Source organism: Rhizobium laguerreae, from assembly GCF_019778565.1.
GTDB lineage: Bacteria > Pseudomonadota > Alphaproteobacteria > Rhizobiales > Rhizobiaceae > Rhizobium > Rhizobium laguerreae.
In genome coordinates, this window is record NZ_JAAXQT010000004.1 from 386,009 (window position 1) to 406,956 (window position 20,948).

At 62.5% G+C, this 20,948-nt stretch carries 13 protein-coding genes; 7 read left to right on the plus strand and 6 right to left on the minus strand.

Annotation, left to right across the window (positions count from 1 at the left end; genetic code table 11):
- Positions 1 to 128 precede the first annotated feature (128 nt).
- The 6 genes from HFO71_RS15865 to HFO71_RS15890 all read left to right on the plus strand — a co-directional run bounded on the left by HFO71_RS15865 (position 129) and on the right by HFO71_RS15890 (position 8,196).
- A complete protein-coding gene (locus HFO71_RS15865; RefSeq protein ID WP_221988215.1) occupies positions 129 to 608 on the plus strand; it encodes a formate dehydrogenase subunit gamma in 480 nt (159 codons plus the stop codon).
- Entirely contained in the window at positions 605 to 2,161 is a 1,557-nt protein-coding gene (locus HFO71_RS15870; protein ID WP_077977808.1) for a formate dehydrogenase beta subunit, read from the plus strand. Before HFO71_RS15865 ends, HFO71_RS15870 begins: the two co-directional genes overlap by 4 nt.
- Before the next feature lie 57 nt (positions 2,162 to 2,218).
- A complete protein-coding gene (fdhF, locus tag HFO71_RS15875; RefSeq protein WP_077977807.1) occupies positions 2,219 to 5,098 on the plus strand; it encodes a formate dehydrogenase subunit alpha in 2,880 nt (959 codons plus the stop codon).
- A gap of 271 nt (positions 5,099 to 5,369) precedes the next feature.
- Positions 5,370 to 6,197, plus strand: coding sequence for a formate dehydrogenase accessory sulfurtransferase FdhD (gene fdhD / locus HFO71_RS15880; RefSeq protein ID WP_077977805.1), 828 nt, complete (start codon positions 5,370 to 5,372; stop codon positions 6,195 to 6,197).
- Positions 6,187 to 6,432: a formate dehydrogenase subunit delta gene (locus HFO71_RS15885; protein ID WP_221988217.1), complete on the plus strand. Its 246-nt coding sequence runs from the start codon at positions 6,187 to 6,189 to the stop codon at positions 6,430 to 6,432. The genes fdhD and HFO71_RS15885 overlap by 11 nt, the downstream gene beginning before the upstream one ends.
- 105 nt (positions 6,433 to 6,537) lie before the next feature.
- Complete coding sequence (locus HFO71_RS15890; RefSeq protein WP_077977803.1) at positions 6,538 to 8,196, plus strand: OFA family MFS transporter; 1,659 nt, start codon at positions 6,538 to 6,540, stop codon at positions 8,194 to 8,196.
- 150 nt (positions 8,197 to 8,346) lie between these two features.
- Here the strand turns inward: HFO71_RS15890 and HFO71_RS15895 are convergent, their stop codons facing one another.
- From HFO71_RS15895 to rocF, 3 genes are all read right to left on the minus strand, one after another.
- Positions 8,347 to 8,823 carry a chemotaxis protein CheW gene (locus HFO71_RS15895; protein ID WP_077977802.1) on the minus strand — a complete coding sequence of 159 codons (477 nt, stop codon included), beginning with the start codon at positions 8,821 to 8,823 and terminating at the stop codon, positions 8,347 to 8,349.
- 298 nt (positions 8,824 to 9,121) lie between these two features.
- Positions 9,122 to 10,321 (minus strand): ornithine--oxo-acid transaminase, encoded by a 1,200-nt coding sequence (gene rocD, locus HFO71_RS15900; protein ID WP_221988218.1) that lies wholly within the window; start codon positions 10,319 to 10,321, stop codon positions 9,122 to 9,124.
- Positions 10,322 to 10,397: 76 nt separating this feature from the next.
- A complete protein-coding gene (gene rocF, locus HFO71_RS15905; protein ID WP_027666841.1) occupies positions 10,398 to 11,333 on the minus strand; it encodes an arginase in 936 nt (311 codons plus the stop codon).
- Positions 11,334 to 11,457: 124 nt separating this feature from the next.
- Between rocF and HFO71_RS15910 the strand changes: the two genes are divergently transcribed.
- Entirely contained in the window at positions 11,458 to 11,895 is a 438-nt protein-coding gene (locus HFO71_RS15910) for an Lrp/AsnC family transcriptional regulator (RefSeq protein ID WP_011653765.1), read from the plus strand.
- Positions 11,896 to 11,958: 63 nt separating this feature from the next.
- Here HFO71_RS15910 and HFO71_RS15915 read toward each other — a convergent pair whose 3' ends face one another.
- The 3 genes from HFO71_RS15915 to HFO71_RS15925 all read right to left on the minus strand — a co-directional run bounded on the left by HFO71_RS15915 (position 11,959) and on the right by HFO71_RS15925 (position 20,804).
- The gene (locus tag HFO71_RS15915) at positions 11,959 to 18,381 is read right to left on the minus strand and encodes a translocation/assembly module TamB domain-containing protein (RefSeq protein ID WP_077977799.1); all 6,423 of its coding nucleotides are present in this window, start codon (positions 18,379 to 18,381) and stop codon (positions 11,959 to 11,961) included.
- Between the two features lie 67 nt (positions 18,382 to 18,448).
- Positions 18,449 to 20,377: an autotransporter assembly complex protein TamA gene (locus HFO71_RS15920; RefSeq protein ID WP_183594563.1), complete on the minus strand. Its 1,929-nt coding sequence runs from the start codon at positions 20,375 to 20,377 to the stop codon at positions 18,449 to 18,451.
- A gap of 169 nt (positions 20,378 to 20,546) precedes the next feature.
- Positions 20,547 to 20,804, minus strand: a complete 258-nt coding sequence (locus HFO71_RS15925; protein WP_065281468.1) for a YMGG-like glycine zipper-containing protein — start codon at positions 20,802 to 20,804, stop codon at positions 20,547 to 20,549.
- Between the last annotated feature and the right edge of the window lie 144 nt (positions 20,805 to 20,948).

Here is a 20,948-nt window from a genome sequence, read left to right on the forward strand (position 1 = left end):
AACCTATCAAGCAACGAGATAGCTTTATTGATCGCCGGCTGCTTCCCTGAGATGGTGGTTACGGAATAGCACTCGGCCGGGGGAGGCCCGCTATTTCGCAACGAGCAAGCCGCTGGGAGGGCTGCCTTATGACCATTCATATCGCCGAAGGCGATATTGCAGAGCGCACCCGAGCCATCGTCGCCGATCTTCGCTTTCTCGAAGGGCCGCTGCTTCCAATTCTGCACGAGGTTCAGCAGGAATTCGGCTATGTGCCGCAGGAAGCCATGCCTGTTATCGCGGAGGAATTGAACCTCTCCCGTGCCGAGGTGCATGGCGTGGTGACCTTCTATCATGATTATCGCGACCATCCCGCCGGACGGCATGTGCTGAAGCTCTGTCGCGCCGAAGCCTGTCAGTCGATGAGCGCCGATGCGCTGGCCGAACGCGTCAAGGCGCTGCTCGGCATCGATTTTCATCAAACGACGCTCGATGGCGGCGTGACGCTGGAGCCGGTCTATTGTCTGGGGCTCTGCGCCTGCGCGCCGGCGGCGATGCTCGACGGCGAGGTCTATGGCCGGGTGGACGATCAGACGGCGGCGGAACTCGTCGCGGAGGCACGCCGATGACGGTCAGGATATATGTTCCGCGCGATGCCGCAGCGCTGGCGCTCGGAGCCGAAAAGGTGGCAAAGGCGATTGCCCAGGAGATCGCCGCCCGCGGCTTCGATGCCGAGATCGTGCGCAACGGCTCGCGCGGAATGTTCTGGCTGGAGCCGTTGGTCGAGGTCGAGGTTGCCGGCAAGCGCATCGGCTACGGGTCGGTGAAGGCGAAGGATGTGCCTGGTTTGTTCGATGCCGGGATGATTGATGGAGGCGAGCATCGGCTCTGTCTCGGGGAGGTTGAAGACCTCCCGTTCCTCAAGGAACAGACCCGCCTGACCTTCGCCCGCTGCGGCGTCACCGATCCGCTTTCGCTTGGCGATTACGAGGCGCATGGCGGTCTTGCCGGCCTTCGTCGCGCCATCTCGATGACACCAGTCGATATCGTCAAGGAAATCACCGATTCCGGCCTGCGCGGACGCGGCGGCGCCGGCTTTCCCACCGGCATCAAGTGGAAGACCGTTCTCGATGCCGCCGGCGAACGCAAATATATCGTCTGCAATGCCGATGAGGGCGACAGCGGCACCTTTGCCGACCGGATGATCATGGAGGGCGATCCCTTCGTGTTGATCGAGGGCATGGCGATATCAGGGCTCGCGACCGGGGCGACCAAGGGTTTCGTCTATACGCGTTCGGAATATCCGCATGCGATCTCAGTCATGACCGAGGCCGTCGGCATTGCGCGCCAGGCCGGCATTCTCGGACCATCGGTGCTCGGCTCTGGCCGCGCCTTCGATATCGAAGTGCGCACCGGCGCCGGCGCCTATGTCTGTGGCGAGGAGACCGCGCTGCTCAACAGCCTCGAAGGCAAGCGCGGCATCGTGCGTGCCAAGCCGCCGCTGCCGGCGCATAAGGGGCTGTTTAACTGTCCGACCGTCATCAACAATGTGATCTCGCTGGCTTCGGTGCCCGTCATCATGGAAAAGGGCGCGGCCTTCTATCGCGATTTCGGCATGGGCCGCTCACGCGGCACCATCCCGCTGCAGATTGCCGGCAATGTCAGATATGGCGGCCTCTTTGAGACGGCCTTCGGTCTTTCGCTCGGAGATATCGTCGACAGGATCGGTGGCGGTACAGTGACGGGACGGCCGGTCAAGGCCGTACAGGTCGGCGGACCGCTCGGCGCCTATTTCCCGCGGGCGCTGTTCGACACGCCATTCGATTACGAATCCTTCGCCGCCAGGGACGGGCTGATCGGCCATGCCGGCATCGTCGTCTTCGACGACACCGCCGATATGCTGAAGCAGGCGCGTTTCGCCATGGAATTCTGCGCCGTCGAAAGTTGCGGCAAGTGCACGCCCTGCCGCATCGGCTCGACGCGCGGCGTGGAGACGGCCGACAAGATCGCTCACGGTATCGAGCCGGAGAAGAACCGGGCGCTGCTTGCCGATCTCTGCAACACGATGAAGTTCGGCTCGCTCTGTGCGCTGGGTGGGTTCACGCCCTATCCTGTGATGAGCGCCATGACGCATTTCCCGGAGGATTTTTCGCCGGCACCTCTGGTGGAGGCGGCGGAATGACGCGTTTTTCATGGAACGCCTGCGCTGACCTCACCATCTCAAGCAAGGAGACCAATCATGTCTCTCATCCATGAAATCGACTACGGCACCCCCGCTTCGAAGTCAGAGGCCATGGTGACGCTTACCATCGACGGTCAGCAGATCAGCGTGCCGGAGGGCACCTCGATCATGCGCGCCTCGATGGAGGCCGGCATAAAGGTGCCGAAGCTCTGTGCCACAGATATGGTCGACGCTTTCGGCTCCTGCCGGCTTTGCCTCGTCGAGATCGAAGGCCGCAACGGCACGCCCTCCTCCTGCACGACGCCGGTGGCGGCGAACATGGTGGTGCACACGCAGACGGGGCGGTTGAAGGATATCCGCCGCGGCGTGATGGAACTCTATATCTCCGACCATCCGCTCGACTGTCTCACCTGCGCGGCCAACGGCGATTGCGAATTGCAGGACATGGCGGGCGCCGTCGGCCTGCGCGACGTGCGCTACGGCTATGAGGGCGACAACCACGTCAAGGCGCGCAGCAATGGCGACATCAATCTGAAATGGATGCCGAAGGACGAGTCCAATCCCTATTTCACCTATGATCCCTCGAAATGTATCGTCTGTTCGCGCTGCGTGCGCGCCTGCGAGGAAGTGCAGGGAACCTTCGCGCTGACGATCGAGGGCCGTGGTTTCGGCTCGCGCGTTTCGCCCGGCATGCACGAGCATTTCATCGATTCCGAATGCGTCTCCTGCGGTGCCTGCGTCCAGGCCTGCCCGACCGCGACGCTGACGGAGAAGTCGGTGATCCAGATCGGCCAGCCCGAGCATTCGGCTGTCACCACCTGCGCCTATTGCGGCGTCGGCTGTTCCTTCAAGGCGGAGATGCGCGGCGAGGAACTGGTGCGCATGGTGCCGTGGAAGGACGGTCAGGCCAATCGCGGCCATTCCTGCGTCAAGGGCCGTTTCGCCTATGGCTATTCCACCCACAAGGACCGCATCCTCAATCCGATGATCCGCGAAAAGGTCAGCGATCCCTGGCGGGAAGTGAGCTGGGACGAGGCTTTCGCGCATGTGGCGCTGGAGTTCCGCCGCATCCAGTATCAATACGGCCGCGAGGCGACTGGCGGCATCACTTCGTCGCGCTGCACCAATGAGGAAACGTATCTGGTGCAGAAGCTGATCCGCGCCGGCTTCGGCAACAACAATGTCGACACCTGCGCCCGCGTCTGCCATTCGCCGACGGGTTACGGCCTCGGCCAGACCTTCGGCACGTCGGCGGGCACGCAGGATTTCGACAGCGTCGAGCATTCCGACGTCGTCATCGTCATCGGCGCCAATCCGACCGATGGGCATCCGGTGTTCGGCTCGCGGCTGAAGAAGCGGCTGCGCCAGGGCGCCAAGCTCATCGTCATCGACCCGCGCCGCACCGATATCGTCCGCTCGCCGCATATCGAGGCCTCCTATCACCTGCCGTTGAAGCCCGGTACCAATGTCGCGGTCATGACGGCGCTGGCGCATGTGATCGTCACCGAAGGGCTCTTTGACGAGGCGTTCATCCGCGAGCGCTGCGACTGGTCGGAGTTCGAGGACTGGGCGGCCTTCGTCGCCGAACCGCAGCACAGTCCCGAAGAGACCGAGATCTTCACCGGCGTGCCGGCGGCGGATCTGCGCGGCGCGGCAGGGCTCTATGCCAAGGGCGGCAATGGCGCGATCTATTATGGCCTCGGCGTCACCGAACACAGCCAGGGCTCGACCACGGTCATCGCGATCGCCAATTTGGCGATGGCGACCGGCAATATCGGCCGTCCCGGCGTCGGCGTGAACCCGTTGCGCGGCCAGAACAATGTGCAGGGCTCCTGCGACATGGGCTCGTTCCCGCACGAATTGCCGGGCTACCGGCACATTTCCGACGATGCGACGCGCGATATCTTCGAAAAGCTCTGGGGCGTGAAGCTCAACAACGAGCCGGGCCTGCGTATTCCGAACATGCTGGATGCAGCAGTCGACGGCTCCTTCAAAGGCATTTACATCCAGGGTGAAGACATCCTGCAGTCCGATCCCGATACCAAACATGTCGCGGCCGGGCTTGCGGCGATGGAATGCGTCGTCGTGCAGGACCTGTTCCTCAACGAGACTGCCAATTACGCTCATGTCTTCCTGCCGGGCTCGACCTTCCTCGAGAAGGACGGCACCTTCACCAATGCGGAGCGCCGCATCAATCGCGTGCGCAAGGTGATGTCGCCGCGCAACGGCTATGGCGACTGGGAAGTGACGCAGAAGCTTGCCCAGGCGATGGGGCTCGACTGGAATTACACCCATCCGTCGGAGATCATGGACGAGATCGCCGCAACGACGCCGAGTTTCGCGATGGTCTCCTACGACTATCTCGACAAAATGGGCTCGGTGCAGTGGCCCTGCAACGAGAAGAACCCGCTCGGCTCGCCGATCATGCATGTCAACGGCTTCGTGCGCGGCAAGGGCAAGTTCATCCGCACCGAATATGTGGCGACCGACGAGCGCACCGGCCCGCGCTTCCCGCTGCTTCTCACCACCGGCCGCATCCTCAGCCAGTACAATGTCGGGGCGCAGACGCGGCGGACCGAGAATGTCGTCTGGCATGCGGAAGATCGGCTGGAAATCCATCCGCATGATGCCGAGCAGCGCGGCGTTCGCGACGGCGACTGGGTGAAGCTCGGCAGCCGTTCCGGCGACACCACGCTCAGGGCGCTGATCACCGATCGCGTCGCGCCGGGTGTCGTCTATACGACCTTCCATCATCCCACGACGCAGGCGAACGTCATTACCACCGATTTCTCCGACTGGGCGACGAACTGCCCGGAATACAAGGTGACGGCGGTGCAGATCTCGCCCTCCAACGGGCCGAGCGAATGGCAGCTGGAATATGACGAGCAGGCGCGGCAATCGCGCCGCATCGCCGGCAAGCTCGAGGCTGCGGAGTGATGGTGGAGAGGCAGTCTGGCATTGTCGGCGAGGCTCCCTCTTCTCCCCAGCGGGGAGAAGGTGCCCGTAGGGCGGATGAGGAGGGCGGTTCGGCATATGGTGCTGCCCCTCGTTTGCGCTCGGTGCGCTCGCTCCTGCCGTCGCTCGCCCCCCTCATCGCCTCGCTTTGCTCGGCACTTCTCCCCGCTGGGGAGAAGAGGGCGCAAGCGGCTGACGTTCTCTTCCCGATGGGCCGAGCTGCGGAGGAGGATGCCTCTCATCCTATTGCCGCATGGTAAAATTCACGATCACCGCGCACGCTCCCGAGACCACCCGCCGCAACGGCATCCTCCAGACCGGTTCGCGCATCGTGCCGGAAGAGGTGCCGATCGCCTTTTCCTATGGCGGCAGTTCGCATGCGGTGATGATGGCCACGCCTGCGGATCTCGAGGATTTTGCCGTCGGCTTCAGCCTGACCGAAGGGATCATTGCCGGGCCGGCGGAGATATCAGGCATCGAGGTGGTCGAGGGCGAGCAAGGGATCGATGTGCAGGTGAGCCTGGTCGACGACGTCGCCGATCGGCTGCGGGCACGACGCCGCAGCATGGCGGGACCGGTCGGTTGCGGGCTCTGCGGCATCGAATCGATCGAACAGGCGGTACGGCCGGTGCCTGACGTTTCGACATCGCCGTTGGCGCTGTCGCATGCGGATATCGTGCGGGCCATTTCGCTTCTGAACGAGGCACAGCCGCTGCATCGTGAGACGCGGGCGGTGCATGGCGCCGGGTTCTATCTTCCCGGCAGGGGGCTGATTGCCGTGCGCGAAGATGTCGGCCGGCACAATGCGCTGGACAAGCTCTGCGGCGCCGTCATCGGCGCCAGCGAAAGAGGCGAGGACGGCGCCGTCGTCGTCACCAGCCGGCTTTCCGTCGAGATGGTGCAGAAGGCGGCGATCCTCGGCAGCCCGGTGCTCATCGCCATATCGGCGCCGACGGCTCTCGCCATCCGCACGGCCGAAGAAGCCGGCATGACGCTCGTCGCGCTGGTGCGTGGCGAGGATTTCGAGATTTTCACCCACCCGCACCGCATCTCGCCCGGAAGCATTGCCGATGTCGCATGATACCAAGACCAAGCTCGTCTATATGGCAAACCAAATCGCCACCTTCTTCAAGAGTCAGCCGGAAAGCGAGGCTGCGCTGGGGGTCGCCAGCCATATCAATAAATTCTGGGACCCGCGCATGCGGCGGCAATTGTTCGAAATTCTGGAGAATGAGGAGAATGGCCTGGACGCGCTCGTGGTTCAGGCCGTTCCTCTGATCCGAAAACCGGAGCCGGTGACACACCAGGTCCCATAGCCAGTATCGGGCCCATGCGGGAGGGGAGGCAGGAGCAAGCTGCCTGCGTATGCCGGTCACACTAAGTCTGAATCAAGCCAGGTCTGAATCAAGGAGGAGTTGTTCATGACAGCAGCGGGAACACGTACAGACGGGGCGTTGGCGGGGGGCGGCCTGCTCGATCGTGAAAGGATCGTCGCAAGGCCCGGGTTCAATCGGTGGCTGGTGCCGCCGGCGGCGCTCGCCATTCATCTCTGCATCGGCATGGCCTATGGTTTCAGCGTCTTCTGGCTGCCGCTTTCTAAGTCGCTCGGGATCACGGCCTCGACGGCCTGCCCCGATCTGACACTTGCCTCGGCGCTGTTCACCACGACCTGCGACTGGCGCGTTGCCGACCTCGGCTGGATCTATACGCTGTTCTTCGTTCTGCTTGGTTCGTCCGCCGCCATCTGGGGCGGCTGGCTCGAGCGGGCCGGTCCGCGCAAGGCGGGCGTCGTTTCCGCCTGCTGCTGGTGCGGCGGCATCATTCTTGCCGCGATCGGCGTCATCACGCATCAGCTCTGGATGATGTGGCTCGGCGCCGGCGTCATCGGCGGCATCGGTCTCGGCCTCGGTTACATCTCGCCGGTCTCGACACTGATCAAATGGTTCCCCGACCGGCGCGGCATGGCGACCGGGATGGCGATCATGGGCTTCGGCGGCGGTGCGATGATCGGCGCCCCATTGGCCAACCTGTTGATGAATACCTTCAAGACCGACAGTTCGGTCGGCGTCTGGCAGACCTTCATCGTCATGGCGGTGATCTATTTCGTCTTCATGATGGGCGGCGCCTTCGGCTATCGCATTCCGCCGGCCGGCTGGCGTCCCGAGGGTTGGACGCCGCCTGCAGCCAAGAGCACGATGATCACCACCAAACATGTGCACCTGCGCAATGCCCACAGGACAAAACAGTTCTGGCTGATCTGGGCGGTGCTTTGCCTCAATGTTTCGGCCGGTATCGGCGTTCTCGGCATGGCCTCGCCGATGCTGCAGGAGATCTTCGCCGGCTCGCTGATCGGCCTGCCGGATGTCGGCTTCGCCCAGCTCGACGCCGGGCAGAAGGCATCGATCGCCACGATCGCCGCCGGTTTCGCCGGTTTGCTGTCGCTCTTCAATATCGGCGGGCGGTTCTTCTGGGCGTCGCTCTCCGACAAGATCGGCCGTAAGAATACCTATTATTGCTTCTTCGTCCTCGGCATCGTGCTCTATGCACTGGCGCCCACTTTCGCAGGCATGGGCAACAAGGCGCTGTTCGTTCTCTCCTTCGGCATCATCCTGTCGATGTACGGCGGCGGCTTTGCGACGATCCCGGCCTATCTTGCCGATATTTTCGGTACGCAGTTCGTCGGCGCCATCCACGGCCGGCTGCTGACGGCCTGGGCAACGGCAGGCATCGTCGGCCCCGTCGTCGTCAACTATATCCGCGAAGCGCAGATCGCCGCCGGCGTTGCGCCCGGGCCAACCCTCTATACCGGCACCATGTATATCCTCGCCGGAATGCTGGCGCTCGGGCTCATCGCCAATGCGCTGATCAAGCCGCTTTCGGACAAATGGTTCATGTCGGATGACGAGGTCGCTGCGCTGCAGGCGAAGTCGGCAGCTGTCAATGCCGGGCCGACCGGTTCCTTCGGCATCGGCACAGGCGGGCTGGACGCCAAGGCGATGCTTGCCTGGGCCGTCGTCGGCATTCCGCTGCTGTGGGGTGTCTGGGTGACGCTGAGGGCGACTTTCGCGCTGTTCGGATAAGCAAAAGTGCCGCCTCGCGGCGGCACAACCAATCCAGTGAGGCTGCCGTTTTCCTGCAGCCTGCTGCTTGTTCCGCAATAAAAAACCGCCCGTTACCGGGCGGTTTTCGAATATCCGAATTGTGCAAATGTCCAGATTATATTGGCCGGATCAGGCGACCAGTTCGTCCGTTTCGTTTTCCTTGAACATCTTGGCGAGGTTCAGGAAGCAGATCATGCCATTTTCCGAAGCAATAATGCCTTCGCAATAGGCGCGGTCGAAGGAGGCGGTCACCTCGGGCACCGGCTGGACCTGGCTGGAGGAGATGGTGAGAATATCCGAGACGCGGTCGACGAGCATGCCGATGACCATGCTGTGGACTTCGGCAACGACGATGGCGCTGCGCTCGTTGGCGACCGTGCTCTTCATGCCGAGCTTGAAAGCAAGATCGATGATCGGGATCACCGAGCCGCGCAGGTTCATGACACCGATGACATCGGCCGGCGCATGCGGGATCGGCGTCGATGGTGCCCAGCCGCGGATTTCGCGGATGGTCGTGGTCTTGACGCAGAATTCCTGATCATGCAGGCGGAAGGCAATAATTTCGAGCGTATCGCCGCTGAAGTTAGTCGAATTGATCGTGGCCATTAGAATTCTTCCCAACTATCGTAAGCCAGGGCAGAAGCGGATGCGCCACCATTGGCGCGGACAAGCTTTGCCTTCATACCACGCGATGGCTTTGCGCTCGGCGAAGCATCGTTACGGTTATCGATGACTTTAGCGAAAGAGTGTTGCCCAAATCTAAATTGAAAGACGAGATTGAGAAGGTTTTTAAGCTCGGATGAAGGCGAGGCAGTTTTGCTGCCGATCTCCTCGAGCCGATATTTTCGCAGTCAGGGTATTCCAGGCTTATCAGTGATCCCAAAGAAGAATTGCGCCGATTTACTCAGCTTATCGTCTTTTCGATCTGCGAGACCGCCCAATCGACCTGCTCTCTTGATATGACCAATGGCGGAGCGAGGCGAATCGTGTGGTCGTGGGTGTCCTTGGCGAGAAGACCGCGCTTCGTCAGCGCATGGCAATAGTGCCGTGCGCCGCCGGCTTCGGGTTCCAGCTCGATGGCCATCATCAGGCCGCGGCCGCGCACGTCCCTGACGATATTCGAGCGGATCGACCTGAGGCCTTCGAGGAAATAGTCGCCCATAACTGCGGCGTTCTCGATCATGCCCTCTTCCGTCAGCACCTTGAGTGCTGCGCGCGCCACTGCGCAGGCTAGCGGATTGCCGCCGAAGGTCGAGCCATGCTGGCCGGGCTGCAGCACGCCCAGAACCTCGGAATTCGAAAGCACGGCCGACACCGGATAGAAGCCGCCGGACAGCGCCTTGCCGATCAGCGTCACGTCGGCCTCGATGCCTTCGTGCTCCTCGGCCAGCAGTTTGCCGGTACGGCCGAGGCCCGTCTGGATCTCGTCGAGGATGAGGGTGACGTTGTTTGTCGTGCAAAGCTCGCGGATGCGGGTGAAATAGCCCGCCGGCGGGATGATGACGCCGGCTTCGCCCTGGATCGGCTCGATCAGGGCGGCCACGGTATTGCCGTTGATTGCGGCGGCGAAAGCCTCGGCATCGCCGAAGGGAATGATGCGGAAACCTGACGTGTAGGGGCCGAAACCGCTGCGGGCGTCGGGATCTGTCGAGAAGCTGATGATGCTCAGCGTCCGGCCATGGAAATTATCGGCGCAGACGATGATCTCCGCCTTGCCCTCCGGCACGCCCTTGACCTCATATCCCCATTTGCGCACCGCCTTGATAGCAGTCTCCACCGCTTCGGCACCGGAATTCATCGGCAGGATCTTGTGCGATCCGGTGAGAGCCGCGAGCTCTTCGTAGAGATAGGCGAGCTGATCGTTGCGGAAGGCGCGGGAGGTGAGCGTCAGCCTGCCCGCCTGCTCGACCATGGCGGCGAGGATCTTCGGATGGCAATGGCCCTGGTTGACGGCGGAATAGGCCGAGAGGCAATCGAGATAACGGTTGCCGTCGGTATCCCAGACATAAACACCTTCGCCGCGCGTCAGCACCACGTCGAGCGGCTTGTAGTTATGGGCGCCGAGCCGCTGTTCAGTGGCGATCAGTTTTTCCGAAGTGTTCATGGCCGTTCTCCCTCTAATCTTATTTCAACGCATGTCGTTATCGCAAAACCGCTGCACACTTTTGCTCGACATGCTCTTATGCAGCGCGTGTCGGGCGATCGAAGATGCGGCGGCCAAACAGGCTTGCCGTCAGCTCCACCAGGATGCGGGCGCTCTTGCCGCGATCGTCGAGAAACGGATTGAGCTCGACGAGATCGAGCGACGAGACGAGGCCGCTGTCCGAAAGCATTTCCATGACCAGATGCGCCTCGCGGAAAGTCGCACCGCCAGGCACCGTCGTGCCGACGCCGGGGGCAATCTCGGGATCGAGGAAATCGAGGTCGAGGCTGACATGCAGCAGGCCGTTCGCCTTGGTGACGACATCGAGGATCTCACGCATGATGGCGCCGATGCCCTGCTCGTCGATTGCGCGCATGTCGAAGACGTTGACGCCGTGTTCGTGGATTTCCTCGCGCTCGCGCGCATCGACCGAACGGATGCCGACCTGGAAGACATTCTTCGGGTCGACGAACGGACGGTCCTTCGGCAGGATGTCGGCGAACTCCGCCTCGCCGCAGAAGAAGGCGACCGGCATGCCGTGAATATTGCCGGAGGGCGACGTCGCCGGAGAATTGAAATCGGCATGGGCATCGAGCCAGAGGACGAAGAGCGGGCGGCCTTTGCTGGCGGCATAACGGGCCATGCCGGAAACGCTGCCCATGGAAAGGCTGTGGTCGCCGCCGAGAATGAGCGGGAAACGCCCGGCGGCGGCGACGTCGTGGACGCTGCTTTCGAGCGCGCGGGTGAAGGCGCCGACGATCCTCAGATTATGGGCCTTCGGGTGGTTCGGCAGGTCCATCGCCGGTACGATCCTGAGATCACCGAGATCGGCAACGTCATGGCCAAGCTCGATCAGCGTCTGGTCGACGCCGGCAATGCGCAGGGCCGCAGGGCCCATGGCAGCCCCTCTGCGGCCGGAGCCTTCTTCCAGCGGCGCGCCGATGAGGGTGACAGATCGCGATTGCGCATTCATTTTGGAGGGCTCCGTGTTGAGGCCTATTTCGACCGATAGTGGGATAAAGGGCTGGCGGCAAAAAGATGGAAAAGTGTCAGAAATGGACTATGATTGCGCAGATTGATAAACCACTTTTGACAAAGTGATCAGCGTGGACGATCTCGACACCGAACTTTTGAGTGCACTTCGCCATAACGCCCGGATTTCCGTCTCCTCGCTTGCAGCGATGACCGGCGCATCGCGGGCAACGGTTGCCACCCGTATCGACCGGCTGGTGGCCAGCGGCACCATCGTCGGCTTCACCATCCGCACCGGCCATGAGACGCGCTCCGCCGGCGTGCGCGCCATCGTGATGATCGAGGTGCTCGGCAAGCTCGCCGACAGGGTGGCCGATCAGTTGCGGGGCCTGCCGCAGGTGCGCGCGCTTCACAGCACCAACGGCAAATGGGATTTCGTCGCCGAACTCGAGGACCGCGACCTTGCCGCCTTCGACGAGACGCTGCGCCGCATCCGGCTGATCAACGGCATCAATTCGACCGAGACCAACATCCTTCTCAAGACCAGCAAAACCGGTTTCTAAGCCGGGCTAGAGCTTTTGCATGCCGTCGGTCCAAAGCCGCTGCACAGCTTCGGGCGAGATGCATCAGTATTCCCGTTCGTAGACAATCCCGGCTTCGCCCTCACCGTTGCCACCGGCCCCTCCGCGCAGCTTGACGCCGCGGCCGACATCGAGGTTGATCACCGCCTTGGCGCCGGCCGAACCGCCCTGCTGCAATTCGAAATAGGTGCGGTCGTTGAGATAGCGGCCGACGCTGACGCTCGTCTGGCCCTTGGAATCGGTGCTGACGTCGAAATCGTCGACGCCGAGTTGGTTGCGCAGGCCTTCGAAAAGCGATGTCGAGCGGTTGCCGGCCAGCTGACTGACGGCGTCGGCGAGCTGGGCGATCTGCACCGGCGAGAGCTTCGACATCGACTGGCCGAAGATCAGCTGCGCCAGCACTTCGTCCTGCGGCAGTTCGGGCGAGGAGGAGAAGGTGATCGCGGGATCGGTGGCAAGGCCCGCAACGTCGACGGTCAGCGTCGTCGAGCCGGAGGCCGAGGTCGCTTCCATATCAAGCGCCGGCGTCAGATCGCCGACGAAGGTTATCCTGCTCTTGTCGGAGAAATCGAGGCGGCGGTTCAGAATGGTCAGGCGGCCGCGTCGCATGGTGAACCCGCCGGTGACGATGGGCGCTGCCGCCGTTCCGCGGATCGTTACCAGGCCGCCAAGCTCGGCATCGATGCCGCGGCCGCGCACGAAGATATGCGAGGGCGCGTCGATTTCGAGATCCAGCGTGATCACCGAGGATTTCTCGCCGGGTTTACGCTCGCCGTCATCGCGCAACTGCGCAAGCACCGCGCGCGGCGCATTCTTATGGCGGATGTCGATTTCTCTCAGCGAGGTCGGCAGTTTTTCCGGGACGGTGATCGAGGTCTTGTCCAGCCGCAACTTGCCGCTCAGCGTCGCATTGGTGATCGGACCGCGCAGGCCGAGTGTGCCGTTGACGGTGGAGACGACAAGGGTTCCATCGACATAGACCGCCTTGTCGAGTTTGATCGAAATGTCGGCGGGAAAGCCTCCGGCCGGCTGAATGCCGATGGTGCCGCTCACAGAAATCGTGCCGCCGCCGCCAAGGCTGCCGCTGAGGCGCGATATCACGGCCTGGTTGCCATTGAAGGTCACGGTCGCCGTCAGATTGTTGACGGCCAGATTGCGCCGGACGTCGACCAGCTTTGCGCCATTGGTCGAGACAGTGCCGTTGATGACGGGTGCTGCGGCCGTTCCGCTGATCTGCAGGTTGACGGTGGCGACGCCGTCCGCGACAAAGCCCTGTTGCGCAAGCGGGGCGCCAAGCACGGCGAAAGGAAGATTGCCTGTGAAGCGCATGTCGATGGCGCGAGCGCCGGTGATGACGACGCTGCCGCCGCCCTTAAGCGACATGCCAGCGTCACCGGCAAGGCTGGTGTCGACCGTCAGCCTGTTTTCGGCAAGTTTGCCTGATGCGCCGATGCTGAACGGCGAAAGGCCGGCACCTTTTGTCTGGCTCGTCGCTGCGTTCTTCCAGTCGACCTTGAAGTCGACGGAGGGCGCCGACAGCGCGCCGGTGGCCTTTGCGGTTGCCGAGACTGCGCCTTCGGCGGCAAGGCCGGGAACGAAGCCGTTGGCGATGCCGGCCGGAACATTGGTGGCGTTCGCCGTGACGTCGACCGAGCGGATCGAGGTGCCTGCGATCGAAAGTTTGCCGGCTGCTTTCAGCGCAATGCCGCCACCGCCGTTGAGGGCGGCATCGAAATCCAGCCTGTCACCGGCGTATTTTCCCGTCGCCGCCAACGCAAGGCGGGAGAGGCCGGCAGCCTTGGTGTGGCTGGTCGCGGCATCTTTCCAGTTCAGCTTGAAATCGACGATCGGATTTGCCGGGGTTCCCGACGTCACGGCGTTTGCCGAAAGCGTGCCTTCGGCGCCGAGACCAGGAACGAAGGCATTTGCGATATTTGCCGGCAGCGCCGGAATATCGGCATTGATCGAAAGGTCCCGGATGGCCGTTCCGGCGATCGTCACGCCGCCCGTCGCCTTGGCCAGCACGCCGTCCTTGCCGGCGAGATTGGCGTCGAAATCGACCCTGTCATTGACGAACTTGCCGGAAGCCGCAGCACTCAGGCCAGAAAGGCCGCTGCTCTTGGTCTGGGCGGTCGCGGCGTTCTTCCAGTCGAGCTTGAAGTCGACCGCCGGCTTCGGAAGCGCGCCAGAAGCGGATGCCGTCCCCGAGACGGTGCCTTCGGCGGCAAGACCCGGGACGAAGCTGTTGGCGAGGCCTGCAGGCAGGTTGGCAAGATCGGCCTTGACGTCAAGGTTGCGAACCGACGTGCCTGAAATCGCGACGTTGCCGGCGGCCTTCAGCGAAAGGCCGCCCTGGCCGGCGAGATTGGCATCGAAGTCGAGCCGGTTGTCGGCAAAGCGTCCGGATGCGGCAAGTGCCAGGCCTGAGAGATGAGCGCTTCGCGTCTGGCTGGTTGCAGCATCCGTCCAGTCGAGCTTGAAGTCGGCTTTCGGTGCGGTGGCTGTCCCGGCGGCGGACATGGTGCCTGATATCGTGCCGCCGGCCGCCAGTTCGGGAACGAAGGCATTTGCCAGACTGGCCGGAAGCTTTATGATTTCGGCATCGAGCTTGATGCTGTCGATCGTATTTCCGGCCAATGCGACATTGCCCTTGGCCTTCAGCGAGAGCTCTTTGTCGCCGCTGACTGCCGCGTTGAAATCAAGCTTGTTTTCGGCAAATTTTCCCGATGCTGTCACGCCGATCGCGGCAAGGCCGGCACGTTTCGTGTGGCTCGTTGCAGCATCTTTCCAATTGAGATCGAAATCGGCAGTGGGGGCGGAAAGCGACCCGGCGGCCGAGATCTTTCCGGAGATCGCGCCTTCGGCGGCGAGATCGGCGACGAAGCTGTTTGCAATGTTTGCCGGGATGTTTGCCAGCGCCGCATCGACCTTGACGTTGCCGATTGTCGTGCCCGTGATGGCGACATTGCCGTTTGCTGTCAGCGAGAGGCTGTTGGCGCCGACGATCCCCGTGTCGAAATCGAGCTTGTTATCCGCAAGTTTTCCTGATGCAGTCACGCCGAGCGCGGCAAGGCCGGCACGTTTCGTGTGGCTCGTCGCAGCGTCTTTCCAATTGAGATCGAAATCGGCACGCGGGGCGGAGAGCGATCCGCTGGCCGAGATCGTTCCGGAGACCGCGCCTTCGGCGGCGAGATCGGCGACGAAGCTGTTTGCGATATTTGCCGGAACATTCGCCAGTGCGGCGTCGACCGCGACGTTGCCGAGCGTCGCGCCTGTGATGGCGACATTGCCGTTTGCCTTCAGCGAGAGGCTGTTGGCGCCGCCGATCACCGTGTCGAAATCGAGCTTGTTGTCGGCGAATTTGCCGGATGCCTTGACGGCGAGCTCGGCAAGGCCGGCACGCTTCGTCTGGCTCGTCGCCGCACTTTTCCAGTCGAGATCGAAATTTGCGGTGGGATTGGCGAGGGAGCCGGATGCCGCCAGTTTTCCCGTAATCGTGCCTTCGGCGGCAAGATCGGCAACGAAACCGTTGGCGATGCGGGCAGGCAGATTGAGGATATCGGCGTTGACATCAAGCACCGGTGCCTTCGGGTCGGCGAGTGCGACATTGCCGGCGGCTTTCAGCGACAGGCCGTCAGTGCTGCCGACCGTCGTGTCGAAATCGAGCTTGTTGTCGGCAAATTTGCCGACGGCGGTGATGCCGATCGGTAGCAGACCCGCCCCCTTGGTCTGGCCCGTCGTCGCATCCTTCCAGTCGAGCTTGAAGTCGGCGACGGGTGCTGCCGGCGTTCCGGTCACGGCAATGGTTCCGGAGATCGTGCCGCCGGCTGACAGGTTCGGCACGAAACCGTTGGCAAGCGCTGCCGGCAGCTCGCGGATGTCTGCATCGATCTTCAGCGTTTCGCCGGCGGAACCGGTGACGGTCACCGAACCGGTGCCGGTCTTCAGGGTCAGTCCGTTCAGGCTGGCGGTACCGCCGCCGATGGCGACCTGGGTCGGTGCGGCAAGCTCGATCGGGATATTGCGGGGGCTTGCCGAGAAGCGATCAAAGTTCAGGTGCATCGTGCCGCCGGCCGCTTCGATATTGCCGGCGGCCAGCACGGGATTGCCGTCATAGGCAGCATCGAGATCGAAATCGGTATGGTCTTGCTGCTTGGTAAAATCGAGCGAAAGGCCGGCGAGCCTGTTCGTTCCGGCACTCACCTCCTCGGCCTTGACCGTGCCGTTTGCCGCAAGGGCTTTGAGATCACTGACCGTGACATCGATATCCGGCTTGACGATCGCAAGCGTATCACGGCGGATCGAGCCGCCGGTCGCAAGCAGCTTGAGCGCAATCCTGCCGCCATCGCTGCTGACGCCGAGCGACCCTTTGAGATCGCCTTCAGCCTTCTGTCCGCCGAGTGCGGCGAGCAGGCCGATAGTGGGGAAATCGAAGGTCAGCGCGCCTGTCGGCTCAAGGGAGGACGAGAATTCCACATTGCCGGTCAGCCGGTTGCCACCGATGTCGGCGGTCAGCGCCGGAATGCTCGTCTTGCCGTCCTGCGTGCGGATGTCGCCGTTGATGCCGATCGGCTGGCCGTCAATCGTGCCGGTGGCGGCGATCCTGCCCTGCGGGGCCTTGGGATCGGCGAGACCCGACAGGTCGATATTGAGATTGCCGAGCACGCGGTCGGCCATTTCAAGGCTGGGCGCCTTGAGATTGGCCGTGACGGAGATTGCCGGGAGCTCACCTCCCACTCTCAATGCATAACCCGCCCCGCCGCTGGCCCCGGGGATGAGCTTGCCGATGTCAGGCAACCGGCCGGAGAGATCTGCGTTCAAGATCCCGCCGTCGAGCGCGACGTTGCCGGCGGCTTCGAGCGTGCCGGACTTCAGGACGAGGTTGGACAGCGCGAATTTCGACGGGATGGTGCCGACCACCTGGCTCTCGAGCGAGATCGGTCCGTCGAACCTGTCTGTTGCCGCAGCCGGCAGGGCTGCCGGGTTGATGGTGAGCTTGAGGTTGCCGGTCAGCGCTTGGTCTGTCAGCCGATAGGAACCGTTGAGGCCGCCGTTGATATTGGCGCTTTCGACGGTGGTGCCGTTGAAGCCGATGCCGGAGGGCGAGATCTGCAAGGGCGAGGCGATGGTGATCGGGCCTTGGACCGCACGATTGAGGTTCGGCTCGGCAAAGGTCGCGTCGCCGGCAACGAGGCGCAGCTGGATGCTGCCGGAACGCGCTGCGAGATTGAAGGCGTCGCTCTTCGCCGTCAGCTTGACGTTGCCGATATTGGCCTGCGGAAGGGTTGCGGCGTCGAGCGAGCCGCTGACGTTCAGTCGGGCCGCCTGCGCATCGCCTGTCAGTGCCAGGTTGAGGCCCGATATGAGGAAGCGCGCTTCGCCTTCGGCGAGCGGCCAGCGGAAATCGACAGGGCCCGACGTGCCGAGCAGATTGGCGTTCAGGCTGTTGTTGCCGGCCGGATCGAGGGTGCCCGAGGCGGCGATCACCACGCTGCCGGTGGCGATATTGCCGGTCTGGATATCGATCTTGCCGTGATTGTCGAAGGTGGCGGCAAGATCGATATTGGTCTGGCCGGCAAAAAGCGGCCGGAATGCCGATGGAAGCAGCGAGCTCAGGTCACCGCCGCCCTTGAGGTCGAGGTGGTGCAGCCCGTCTTCCGTAATCTGATGCCGGGCTTCGATTGCGGCGCGTTGCTGCCCGTCGAGGGCAGCCTGCAATTTGCCTTTCCAATCGGATATCGGCCCTTGGCCGTCGAGATCGATGTTGACAGCCGGGCTGTCCGGCAGGCCGAGAAAGCCCGCGAGCAGCCCGCCCTTCGGCTCGGACAGCTGCGCCTTCAGCCGCAGCCGGTTTTCGGCGGGCGCAAAAGCGATGTCGGCGGCAAGCCGCGCATTCGGAACCGCGTGACGGCTGACATTGACGATGGCCTCGCCGCCATCGGCGTTTGCTGAAAGGCTGCCTTCGGCGGCGAGCGCAAAGGCGCGACCGGCAAGCGGTGCGGCAAGTTTGATATCGGGCAGCGCGATGCGGTCTACATCGACTTTGATCGGAAGGCTGAATCCGCCGGAATTTTCAGCTTGGGGCCGCGAGGGCAGGGTGCGTACCGGCTTGCGCAGCACGTTGATCGCTTCGATCTCGAAGCGTTTGGCATGGAAGGTTCCGGTCAGCAGCGCAAGCGGATTCCAGTCGATCGCGACGCCATGAATTTCCGCAAAGACGCCCCTGGTGTCGGAGATGGAGATCTCGGCGGCGCGAAGTCCGCCGGTCAAAAGGCCTTGCGGTTCGCGAACCTCGATCGTCATGTCGCGATTGGACAGCGTGGAGGCTATCCTTTCGGTGACGATGCGGGCGCCAAAACTGGTGAAGCCGAAGATCGCCAGTGCTACGACCGCGAGAATCAACGTGGCGCCGACGACATAGCCGGTGAGCCGTACGATCCAGTTGACGATTTTTGTCAGCGTTTGCATCGGCGCGGACACTACCCCGTTTTCATGACGGCTCACAGATCGGAAAACACGAGCAGAATCGGCAATCCTAGAAGGATTGGCCGATGCCGGCGTAGATTCCATAATCTGTGCCATCTTCGTACTTGTTCAGCGGCATGGCAAAATCAAGCCGCAGCGGGCCGAAAGGCGTTGCATATCGTATTCCGGCGCCGGCGCCGGCGCGGATATCGGAAAAACCCGGAAAGGTGCTGTCCGATACGGTGCCGACATCGATGAAGGGCACGATGCCGATCGTATCGGTGATCTTGATGCGGGCCTCCAGCGAACCGGTCACATAGGAGCGGCCGCCGGTGGGGTCTCCATTGTCGTTATAGGGCGAGATTTCCTGATAGCTATATCCGCGCACGGAGCCGCCGCCGCCGGCAAAGAAGCGCTGGGTGGCGGGGATATCCCCAATGCTATCGCCGCCGATCAGGACGCCGGCTGCAACCTTGCCGGCAAGCACCACACCGTCTTCCTGGCCGAACGGCAGGTAGCCGGAGATCGAGCCCTCGAATGCCGCATAGGGCGTGGCGTTGAAAATTTCGTAGCCAGGCTTTGCCGAGAGCGTCGCGCGGTAGCCCTCCGTCGGATTGAACTTGTCGTCGCGTGCGTCGCGATCATATTGAATCGGCAACGTGAAAGTCAGATAGTCGTTCGTGCCGAAGGCGTCGTCATCGCGCTCCCAGCTGACCTCGCCGCTCGCTGAGACGGTGTCCTGATCGGTCAGTTCGTAGGAAAGGCCGAGCGAGGCGGTGACGAGCGTCGCGTTATAGGCATCCGGATTTTCGGTCTTGGCGACGATGCCGGCCTTCAGGGTGGCGGCGGGGAAGAAGGCGCCGGGCTTGGTGAAGAGAATGCCGGCGGAATAGTCGAGGCTGCCGACATCCGTCGTTTCGCCAAGCCTGGAGACCGCTCCCTCGATCCTCAGCGTTTCGGCTTCGCCAAAAAGATTGCGGTGGCCCCAATAGCCCTGGACACCGAAGCCGTCGGTGGTGGAATATTGCGCGCCGACGCCGAAGTAGCGCCTCTTGCCTTCGGAAACCTCGATCGTCATCGGCAGCGTGCCATCGGATGCCAGCGCATCGCCTTCGTGGATGGTGACACTCGAAAAGACGCCGAGGGCGCGAAGGCGCTCGCCGGCCTTCTTCAGCGTTTCCGGGGAATAGGCCTCGCCCTTGTTCAGCCGGGAATAACGCTGGATGAAAGCCGGCTTGACGGTCTTTTCGCCGGTGACGCCGACATCGCCGATCGGGGCGACGGGACCGCCCTCGGCAGCAAGGACGATATCGACGGTATCGCTGTTGTGATCGGCAACGACCTTGCGTTCGGTCAACTTCGCGAAGGGCCGGCCCTCGCTCTTCAATTGTTCGACTATTCTGTCGCCGGCCTTGATGATGGCGAGCGAGCCGGCCTCAGCGCCCGGGGCGAGATCGTAATCGGCGGGATTATGGTTTGCGGCATCGCCGCCGAACTGGACCTCCCTGACCTTGAAAACAGGGCCGGGAGCAATGTCGACGGTGACGGGGATCGGCCCTGACCGGTCGAATGTCGGATTGGGTGGCAGGTCGTCGATATTCTTGCCGTCGATGGTGATCGTCACCAGGCCGCCATAACGGGCCTTTTCATACAGAGTGGCGATCAGCCGCTCACGGTCGTCGCGCGCCTTGACGACGATGCCGAGATCGCCGGAAACCGGCAGCTTCTGGTCGCTGACGAGACGGGAACTGTTTTCCAGCGCTTCTTTGAGGTCGGGATCGGCGGTATCGGCTTTGAGGTCGACCTGGTAGCGCACCGGATCGGGCACCTGTTCGCCTTCGTCTTCCTCTTTGCCGAAAATGGTGATGCCGAAAAGCTTGAAGGCGTAAGCGTCGCCGATCAGGACCGGTGAGAACGCAGCTGCCGCTGCGACCACCATCATGGTGCCTGTTCGCCGATACGCAGTACCTGTTTTCGGACCTGTCCCTCTAATCCGCATCCGCCGCTTTTGGTTACGCCTACTATGAAGCTTCGTTGCCCAGCCGTGAACAGCTTAGCGACAAAATCGCGCGGGGTGTACCATTTTAAATTGCCAACGCACTAATTTAGCACAAAAAATCCCGGAACTGTGTCCGGGATTTCCTGAATCTGCCGGTTCCTGAACGTTCTCAGCGCGGGCAGGTATCGATGTAGCGGCGGCCGTAACGATCGCGATAGTAGCACTGGCCGGGCTGTTCGGCGACGCTGCCGATGAGGGCGCCGGACACGCCGCCGATAGCGGCGCCGACTGCCGCGCCACGGACGTTGCCGGTGACTGCGCCGCCGATGACGGCACCTGATGCAGCGCCGATGCCGGCGCCCTGCTGCGTCGGTGTGCAGCTTGCGATCGACAGGCCGATCAATGCGAGTATGACAACTTTCTTCATTTTTTCTCTCCGAGGTTGTTGCCCAACGGGCAAAGGCCGTCCCTTTTTGTTTTTTGTCAGGCTAGACCGAAAACTATGTCGGAAGAAAGGGTTGTCCACCGCTGCGCTGATTTTTTTCGATACAGGATGTTGTCGCCAGCTTCG

Excerpts from the sequence above, each read along its gene's own strand:
- HFO71_RS15920 (WP_183594563.1), bottom strand. The coding sequence starts at position 20,377 with ATGCGGATTAGAGGGACAGGTCCGAAAACAGGTACTGCGTATCGGCGA.
- fdhF (WP_077977807.1), top strand. The coding sequence starts at position 2,219 with ATGTCTCTCATCCATGAAATCGACTACGGCACCCCCGCTTCGAAGTCA.
- HFO71_RS15895 (WP_077977802.1), bottom strand. The coding sequence starts at position 8,823 with ATGGCCACGATCAATTCGACTAACTTCAGCGGCGATACGCTCGAAATT.
- HFO71_RS15925 (WP_065281468.1), bottom strand. The coding sequence starts at position 20,804 with ATGAAGAAAGTTGTCATACTCGCATTGATCGGCCTGTCGATCGCAAGC.
- HFO71_RS15885 (WP_221988217.1), top strand. The coding sequence starts at position 6,187 with ATGTCGCATGATACCAAGACCAAGCTCGTCTATATGGCAAACCAAATC.
- HFO71_RS15865 (WP_221988215.1), top strand. The coding sequence starts at position 129 with ATGACCATTCATATCGCCGAAGGCGATATTGCAGAGCGCACCCGAGCC.
- HFO71_RS15890 (WP_077977803.1), top strand. The coding sequence starts at position 6,538 with ATGACAGCAGCGGGAACACGTACAGACGGGGCGTTGGCGGGGGGCGGC.
- fdhD (WP_077977805.1), top strand. The coding sequence starts at position 5,370 with ATGGTAAAATTCACGATCACCGCGCACGCTCCCGAGACCACCCGCCGC.
- HFO71_RS15870 (WP_077977808.1), top strand. The coding sequence starts at position 605 with ATGACGGTCAGGATATATGTTCCGCGCGATGCCGCAGCGCTGGCGCTC.
- rocD (WP_221988218.1), bottom strand. The coding sequence starts at position 10,321 with ATGAACACTTCGGAAAAACTGATCGCCACTGAACAGCGGCTCGGCGCC.
- rocF (WP_027666841.1), bottom strand. The coding sequence starts at position 11,333 with ATGAATGCGCAATCGCGATCTGTCACCCTCATCGGCGCGCCGCTGGAA.
- HFO71_RS15915 (WP_077977799.1), bottom strand. The coding sequence starts at position 18,381 with ATGCAAACGCTGACAAAAATCGTCAACTGGATCGTACGGCTCACCGGC.